Source organism: Enterococcus italicus DSM 15952 (genome assembly GCF_000185365.1).
In the GTDB taxonomy this organism is placed as follows: domain Bacteria; phylum Bacillota; class Bacilli; order Lactobacillales; family Enterococcaceae; genus Enterococcus_G; species Enterococcus_G italicus.
This window is the reverse complement of the sequence record NZ_GL622241.1, coordinates 219,534-227,217: the sequence shown is the minus strand read 5'-3', so window position 1 is coordinate 227,217 and position 7,684 is coordinate 219,534. Positions and strand designations below refer to the sequence as shown.

The window sequence follows — 7,684 nt, the reverse complement described above, 5'->3', positions numbered from 1 at the left end:
TTCAACTAAGGTAATAACGGCACTTTTATGTTTTTGTCCTACGATAGTGTCACCTTCAAGGTGACCAAACTCTTCTTCAAAAGAAGTATAGTCATTCGAACGTTCATGAATGGAGCGTCTAAATGCGTGTTTACCGCGCTTTTCTTGATGTCCATTGGGTTTTCGCTTCCCTTTCATCGGTAAATCAGAACAATCAAATATACCCATTTTAAACATTCTATAAAGGGTACGGACAGAACACCCAATAGGAAACTCCCCTCGACCAATAATCACATCCGGAGTCCACCCTTGAACAACTTTTTTTCGAATGTATCCTACCTGTTCTGCTGGTAAAACGATGGAACGCCTCCCACATTTTGCCTTGTTTTTCTTGTAATTTTGGTAGTATTCCAATGCAGTATGTCCATCCTTCAAATAAGCGTAAACAGTATAGATTGTTTGTCTTGAACGTTTCAACATCTGAGCTGTTTTCGTAACTGATTGATGGGCTTTCGCATAAGCCTCTATCATAACAAGTTCATCTGGTGTAAGATGGGTGTAGGTCATTTGTACTCACTCCTTATAATTCTTTAGGCGGAACTATCTTGAGTGTAGCACAGATGACTTTTTTATTTGTCTAACTTAATTTTACAATCGGCGTTTTGAATAAAAGATGAAGAAAAAGCAAATTAACTTTCATTTTAGTAAGAGTTGGTGCCGTAGTTCTACAATTTTTTGTTGCAATGTTGTAATTTCTTCTGATGAAAAGAGAAAGTCTTCTTGATTGACGAGGATACTCGCGAGTGATTTACAGGAGAGATTCAGCTTTTCAGGTTGCAAGTATTTATGTTGGTTTTTAAAACCACACCACAAGGAGTCTGCCTCTTTTAAAAAATGGGCAGTAATGACGGCGCTACGAATATTCTTTTTTAAGGAATATTCTTTCTTGATTGTGGGTAGACTTAGTCCATTGAGTAGCTGTACCCGCGTGATGTATTTAGACTCTTGGATTTTTTGTATTTGATGGGCATTGATCCATGTTGTTCTTTTATCCTTAGCGGTACCAATCGGCATTAAGCTGTAATTCGAATCAGAAGCTGGGGTGTAATATTTTTGCATTCTTTCAAAGCCCTCAAATAATAAGCAAAAGCGTGAATAATCAAATTGAAACTGGCGCAACCAGTCGTTAACAACGTCAAGGGGTGAGCGACACATGAGTTGCCACTTGTCACAATAGACCACGATTGTATACATTTGCGAGGTTATTTCAACTGGGTACAATGCAAGTATTTCTTCAGATAATAGGAAAGGATTGTTCCGAAAGGGTAAAGAAAGTATTGGTTCGCTGGAAGAAAGGTCAGAATGATTGATAAACGAGTGAGCAAACTCAATCAAGCATTCTATCGTTAGTTCGGAAGATGGGTAAGCTAGGTTCAATGACACACACTCCTTTGATAAAATCACAATACGTATTTAATATTCTATTTCCATTTTTAGCATAATTTACGCCAAAATGAAAGCGTAATCATTAAATTGATCCAAATAATTGAAAATTGACGACTAAAATAAAACTCCTATTTTTCTATACTGGTCTTACCTCGAGGAATACGAATACAGGAGTCAAAATATGAAGGAGACAATTGCACCAGTAATAGTAGAAAAATATGAAGGGCTGATTCGTAAAGTCACGTATCGGTGTGGCGTATACAGTCACCATCACAACTTTGAAGATTATTTGCAAGAAGCACGCTGGCAACTCGTATTATTAGCGGTCGATTACACAGACATTCAATCATTTGAAGAGGCTTTTCCACTTTCGTATCTCTATAAGAAGCTTTATTGGTCGCTCATTGATTTTCAGCGGAAACAAAAAGAACGCGAAAATCTAGTGGATCTTGCAAAAGAAGGGCTAGAAGTACCAGCAAAGCTCGAAGCGCTGAATGAACTCGAAATTCAAGTGGCGTTTCAAGAATTCTATACACAATTGGATGAGAAGGATCAAGAACGGCTGACTGCTCTATTAGGCGGACGCCCGCTTTCCAGACAGATGAAATCGTACTATCGTCAAATTCTACGAGAAAAATTTAAACTTTTTTTTCAATCCTTTTGACATTTGCAAAAAAAATTTCGTTTATATAGGTGTAAGGCGCGCGACTTACCAATCAAATAATGAAAAGAGGAAAAAACATGAAAGTACACAACAAAGGAACGATTCGAGTAGAATTGACCGATTTAGAGACACAAAGCACGATCAAACAAACATTTAGTAATGTTAAAGCAGATCAACCGGATGAAGCGGTGTTAGCATTAAGCGGTATCGTGGCATCATTGACCAAAGGCGCTGCCGAAGTAGCTGGCACATACCAAACAATCGAATACCAAATGCTTCAAGACTAATAAACCATAAAGGAGAAAACCAACATGAAAAAATTAACGATTGTCTTTTTAAATAGTGAAGGTGGCAAACACTCATGGGTGCCACAAACAGCCGCCGAAGATTTAACGAAAGAAGAAGTACGCAAAGCAGCCGAAGATTTAATCGCATTAAACTTGTTTGAGCGAAATAGCATTGCGCTTTATCAGCAAGTCAACTCAGCGAAATACGTCGAAACAATCGAAACACCATTGTTCTAAGACACTTGGCTGACCACACAGCATACTCGAAGACTGTGTGGTCAGTCTTTTTAGGAGGAAAAGCATGATTATCGATATCTCAGAGTGGCAAGACCCTGCCAAAATCAACTATCCGCTACTAGCCAAGCAAGTCAAAGGGGTCATTGTCCGAGTCCAATACGGGAAAAACTATGAGGATTTCGCCTACAAAAAGCATCTAGCACAATTTCAAACATTGGCCATTCCGTGCGCTGTATATGCTTGGGTGCGCGGCCATTCCATTCAAGAAATGAAAGAAGAAGCACGTATCTTTTACCAAAGAGCACACGCCTATCAGCCGGTCTTTTGGTGGCTAGATGTCGAAGAACAATCAATGGCTAATATGCGCCAAGGTTGCGAAGTCTATCGACAGACACTTAAAGCATGCGGTGCCAAAAAAGTAGGAGCCTATATTGCCAATCACCTGTACCAACAATTTCAACTAGATACAGATCCTTTCGATGCAATCTGGATACCAACGTATGGAAGAAATACCGGTACATTCGAAGGAACACTTCCGAACGCCACGAAAAATTATCAGCTGCACCAATACACATCCAACGGTCGTCTGAAAGGCTATGACGGTCCACTCGATCTCAATCGTCTAAATGGTGTGCCATTTGAACGATTATTTGGAAGTTCGATACTTATACAATCAGAGCAAAAGGGGGCGTTAACTGTGCGTACATTTCAATTAGACTATCCTATATATTTACGAGCAAAACCAAGTGTGGCTAGTAGTGCCATCGCGCTCTTACCCAAGCAGTCCAAAGTAGTAATTCAAAATATTCATTTTGCGGATGGCTATGTGTGGGGTGAACAACCACGAGCGGATGGCACAAAAGGCTACCTTGCACTAGGAGACTTTAAAGGGTTTGGGAGATTACTCACATAATATAGTAATTTAATTGCAATTCAAAGCTAGATTTCACGAGCTAGCTTTGATTTTTTTTATGCATTTTGTTATTTAATATTAGTTTTCATTATTTATATAAAGTGTTATTGTTGTCCAGATAACGTTGTGTTATCATTTTATATGCAAAAGAAAATATTACTGAAAAAATCTTTAAAACCATTAAAATAGAGGTGACAGAAGGATGTGGCTTTTTTTAGAAGGCTATTTGAGAAAAAAGTTACAAGTGGCAGAGCGCTTGTATGTATACGGGGATGAATTTCCAAGAGACGTAGTCACAAAAAAACTAAATATTTCAAACTCCACACTATCCCAATATTTAGCAGAGATTACTGAATTATACAATGAATACTATGAATCAGGAGATAGGTATAATTCATATTCACTCACAAAAGTAGCTGAAGAGATTATTTCAAGATCAAAAAAAATAGAAGCACTACGTTTGTTATTTTTATATCCGGGTAATGCAGCGTATTTTTATAAGAAAAAACTCAACACAAGCGATGCCTCTTTTGCACGCTTGATTGCTAATTTAAAAGAGGATTTAGAAAGGTTTCATGTGACGATTATTGTAAGAAATGGCTATCGGTTAAAGGCAGAGGACGAGTTTCAGTTTAGCTTTTTATTTTCTTACATAGGGCTATTTTATTTTTGGTCAAGACATGAACTAGAAGAATTACTGTATTCATTTGGTAAGGAACGTGAGATAAAGGAAATTATGAACTATGATTTTTCATCATATACATATGCTAATGACCCATTTGAAGTATATTTTTTTCAAACAGTTTGCCTGACTAATTGTTTATATCATTGCTATGATCAAAAATTAGATGAGAACGGACATCGCTATCGACCTCTTTCAGAGTTGTTTGAGCAATTCACCAGGGTAATGAGTCAAGTTAGTGAGCAAGTAAAAGAAAGAATCGGAATTGTTTTAGAAGCATGTTTTCCAGAAGAACAGTTGTCTAATACGACCAGAGAGGCAATTATTAAATTAGCGACTTGTGTCGGGTTTCAAATTAAGTTTTTCCCTTATAATGTTAATACTTTACCACTAAGAATGAAGTTTTTTGACCTAAAATACCGAATTGCTTATCCAGAAAGGACAGACAGTATTAATAATTTTATTTATCGCGCGTCAAAATTTGTGAGAGTCGACTTAATGAAACGTTATGAGATGGTTTTTTACTTTGTAGCAGATGATGACTTATTGGGATTTCAAAGGAAAAAGACAGTTCATTTATTCGTCTATTCTTCCGTTGGTATCCGTAGGACAAACTACATTTATCAACAAATGATTCCGTTACTTGGGTATTTCAATGAAGACAGTACTCTCAAAATATTTAACGATGAAAATAAATGCAAATTACCAGTTAATGCCTATATCGCAACGACTGATTTATTGGATGATATTCCAAAAGAAAAGCAATTTTTGATTAGTGATTTTGTGTCTTCCGTTGATTACTTAGCTTTTCTGACATGGTTAAGAAAAAAATAGAAAATTTTGTAATAATTTGTCAAAGGAGTAGGTTGACTTGTATCAATTTTTAGAAAGACATTTGGAAAAAAATTCGAATCGCTGAAGCGTTGTACATTTATGGGGAAAATCTTCCTAAAAACACAATCAAAACTGATCTGTCTATTTCTAGCACTACTTTCAACCATTATGTATCTGAAGTGCGTCAGGTTTTTTGTCATGTTTCTTCGGATAGCTTGAAATACAATAGTGATTCATTGCTGAAGGTAATGTTACATTTCATGGGGGAGTCAGTTAAGAGCCGGTTGCTTTATGAGTTATTTTTATATCCTAGAAAAGATGCGAAATTCTATAAAGAAAGATTGTCGCTCTCAGATGCAACCTTTGCTAGATTGATTGCTCAATTAAAAGAAAATCTTAAACCATTTGATACATATATTGTCATTACAAATGGCTATCGAATAAGAGGAGACAATGAAGCGTATGTAGGTATCTTGTTTACTCAATTATTGACTTTTTTTAGATGGGATAGTCAGTTATTATATGATGAAGTTAGAAGTGCCGTGGTAACTCATGTGATGGATGATATTTTTTGCTTAGATTTTACAAATTATGTATTCACTAAAGATGACTATGTCATGTGAAGGCTTCTTCTTTCCTAGTATGATACTAGTTAATCGAGAACGCTCAAAGCAACTGATTGTATTGACGACCTTTCAAATTAAGCTGTTTCCATATGTTATGGGCCAGGTACCTTTAAGAACATCTTTTTTTGTAAAAAAAATGTTTCACACTAATCCATCAAGAGCTTTGTCTATTCAGACAGTTTTATACAGTGCGAAGGACTATTATCATGTTGATTTTGAGTTACGCTTGTCTATGGTTGTTTACTTCTTAGTAACAGAAAATTTAATTTTCTTTGAAAGACTTCAGTCATTGAAGGTATATGTGCACTCAAGTGTTGGGGAAAACCATCAGCGCTACTTAATCAATCAACTTTCTTAAATACAAGGTTTTTTTCATTCTCAAATAGACTTTCAATTCTATACAGATAATCATGAAGAGATTAATCATAATAAATATTGTTTCTTGCTGACCACTGAGAAGATATCCACCATTTCAAGTAATAAACAGCTTTTGATTAGTGATTTTGTATCAATCTCAGACTTTGTACGTATTATATTGTGGCTAAGAGAAAAATCTTCTTATATGTATATTTAAAAAAGAGTTATTTGTCGTAGCATATCCATTGCTATACAAATGACTTTTTTAGTTTCATTCTTTTTTTATAATTAATATCAAATAAAGTTTGTGATTAAAAAAAATGATAGGATAGCGTAAAATATTTTGTGTAAATAGAAATTTAGGGTAGAAAAAAAGAAAGTCCATTCTGTAAAATTAAAGTTACCGCACAGAAATTTTATAGGAGGACTTTCTCATGATTAATTTTACTACAGAAATTATGCAAACTCTACTCAATAAAGGGGATTTAGATGAATTATTTCGGGAGCATTTAGAACGAGCGATTAACTCGCTCCTACAAGCAGAGTTAACGGCTTTCCTCGATTACGAAAAGTACGATCGCATTGGTTTTAACACGGGTAATTCTCGTAACGGCTCCTATGACCGTAGGGTCAAAACCGAGTACGGGGAACTTCATCTCCAGATTCCGCGCGACCGCAACGGCGAGTTCAAGCAACAGACTGTTCCTGCTTATAGACGGACGAATAATACCTTAGAGGAGACCGTCATTCACCTCTTCCGAAAAGGTATTACCATGTCGGAAATCGCAGACTTGATTGAGAAAATGTATGGGCATCACTACACGCCCTAAACTATGTCCAATATGACTAAATCATTTACGGAAGAAGTCACTTCATTTAAGGAACGTGAGCTTCATGACCGTTATGCCGCTATTTATATGGACGCAACCTATATCCCTTTAAAGCGGAAAACCGTCGCCAAGGAAGCCATTCATATCGCAGTTGGCATTCGCCCGGACGGTTCAAAGGAAGTGTTGAGCTATGCGATTGCACCAACTGAATCTATCACGATTTGGGAAGAGATTTTAATAGACCTCCAGGAACGTGGCGTGAAAAACCTCCTCCTTTTCATCACGGATGGCTTAAAGGGGATGGTAGGGGCCGTGCAGCGGTTCTACCCCAAAGCCCGTTTTCAACATTGCTGTGTGCACGTTTCCCGTAATATCAGTCACAAAGTGCGTGTCGATAATCGTAAGGAAGTCTGTGATGATTTTAGGTGTATCAAGCGTCATCTAAAAAGGCGGCATTGGAAGCACGTGATGCTTTTGCGGAAAAATGGAAAACCAGTTATTCAAAAATGGTGGAATCGATCCTTTCGAACGATTACCTGCTCACTTTCTATGATTTCCCATTAGCCATACGCAAGACTATTTACTCTACGAACTTGATTGAATCCTTTAATAAGCAAATCAAGAAATACAGCCACCGCAAGGAACAGTTCCAAAATGAAGAGTCGATGGAACGTCTCTTAGTCTCGTCTTTTGATACTTACAACCAAAAATTCCTAGGTCGCAGTCATAAAGGTTTCCAACAGGCCGAAGGCGAGCTCGAACAAATGCTGAGTCAACCGATGGAGAATTAGAAACAATCTACAGTAGGGAAGAACCATTCTGTTAATTA

8 protein-coding genes and 1 pseudogene are annotated in these 7,684 nt (G+C 36.9%); 7 read left to right on the top strand and 2 right to left on the bottom strand.

Going from position 1 to position 7,684, the window contains the following annotated elements:
• A partial coding sequence (locus HMPREF9088_RS01110; protein ID WP_007207252.1) for an IS30 family transposase occupies window positions 1–546 on the bottom strand: 546 nt, incomplete at its 3' end.
• A 129-nt stretch (window positions 547–675) separates the two neighbouring features.
• Entirely contained in the window at window positions 676–1,416 is a 741-nt protein-coding gene (locus HMPREF9088_RS01105) for a hypothetical protein (RefSeq protein ID WP_007207251.1), read from the bottom strand.
• Between the two features lie 190 nt (window positions 1,417–1,606).
• Here HMPREF9088_RS01105 and HMPREF9088_RS01100 point away from each other — a divergent pair, with 190 nt between their 5' ends.
• The 7 genes and pseudogenes from HMPREF9088_RS01100 (at window position 1,607) to HMPREF9088_RS01065 (ending at window position 7,646) form a co-directional block, all read left to right on the top strand.
• Window positions 1,607–2,089 (top strand): sigma-70 RNA polymerase sigma factor region 4 domain-containing protein, encoded by a 483-nt coding sequence (locus HMPREF9088_RS01100; RefSeq protein WP_007207250.1) that lies wholly within the window; start codon window positions 1,607–1,609, stop codon window positions 2,087–2,089.
• Between the two features lie 77 nt (window positions 2,090–2,166).
• Window positions 2,167–2,376, top strand: coding sequence for a hypothetical protein (locus HMPREF9088_RS01095; protein WP_040366015.1), 210 nt, complete (start codon window positions 2,167–2,169; stop codon window positions 2,374–2,376).
• Between the two features lie 24 nt (window positions 2,377–2,400).
• Entirely contained in the window at window positions 2,401–2,613 is a 213-nt protein-coding gene (locus HMPREF9088_RS01090; RefSeq protein WP_007207248.1) for a DUF2922 domain-containing protein, read from the top strand.
• 64 nt (window positions 2,614–2,677) lie between these two features.
• Window positions 2,678–3,526 carry a glycoside hydrolase family 25 protein gene (locus HMPREF9088_RS01085; protein WP_007207247.1) on the top strand — a complete coding sequence of 283 codons (849 nt, stop codon included), beginning with the start codon at window positions 2,678–2,680 and terminating at the stop codon, window positions 3,524–3,526.
• Window positions 3,527–3,728: 202 nt separating this feature from the next.
• On the top strand, window positions 3,729–5,042 hold the full coding sequence (locus HMPREF9088_RS01080) for a helix-turn-helix domain-containing protein (protein ID WP_007207246.1): 1,314 nt from the start codon (window positions 3,729–3,731) through the stop codon (window positions 5,040–5,042).
• 179 nt (window positions 5,043–5,221) lie between these two features.
• Window positions 5,222–5,665, top strand: coding sequence for a helix-turn-helix domain-containing protein (locus HMPREF9088_RS01075; protein ID WP_276326771.1), 444 nt, complete (start codon window positions 5,222–5,224; stop codon window positions 5,663–5,665).
• A gap of 818 nt (window positions 5,666–6,483) precedes the next feature.
• Window positions 6,484–7,646 (top strand): annotated as a pseudogene (locus HMPREF9088_RS01065) (IS256 family transposase).
• The last annotated feature ends 38 nt before the right edge of the window (window positions 7,647–7,684 follow it).

Excerpts from the sequence above, each read along its gene's own strand:
- HMPREF9088_RS01100 (WP_007207250.1), top strand. The coding sequence starts at position 1,607 with ATGAAGGAGACAATTGCACCAGTAATAGTAGAAAAATATGAAGGGCTG.
- HMPREF9088_RS01095 (WP_040366015.1), top strand. The coding sequence starts at position 2,167 with ATGAAAGTACACAACAAAGGAACGATTCGAGTAGAATTGACCGATTTA.
- HMPREF9088_RS01090 (WP_007207248.1), top strand. The coding sequence starts at position 2,401 with ATGAAAAAATTAACGATTGTCTTTTTAAATAGTGAAGGTGGCAAACAC.
- HMPREF9088_RS01085 (WP_007207247.1), top strand. The coding sequence starts at position 2,678 with ATGATTATCGATATCTCAGAGTGGCAAGACCCTGCCAAAATCAACTAT.
- HMPREF9088_RS01080 (WP_007207246.1), top strand. The coding sequence starts at position 3,729 with ATGTGGCTTTTTTTAGAAGGCTATTTGAGAAAAAAGTTACAAGTGGCA.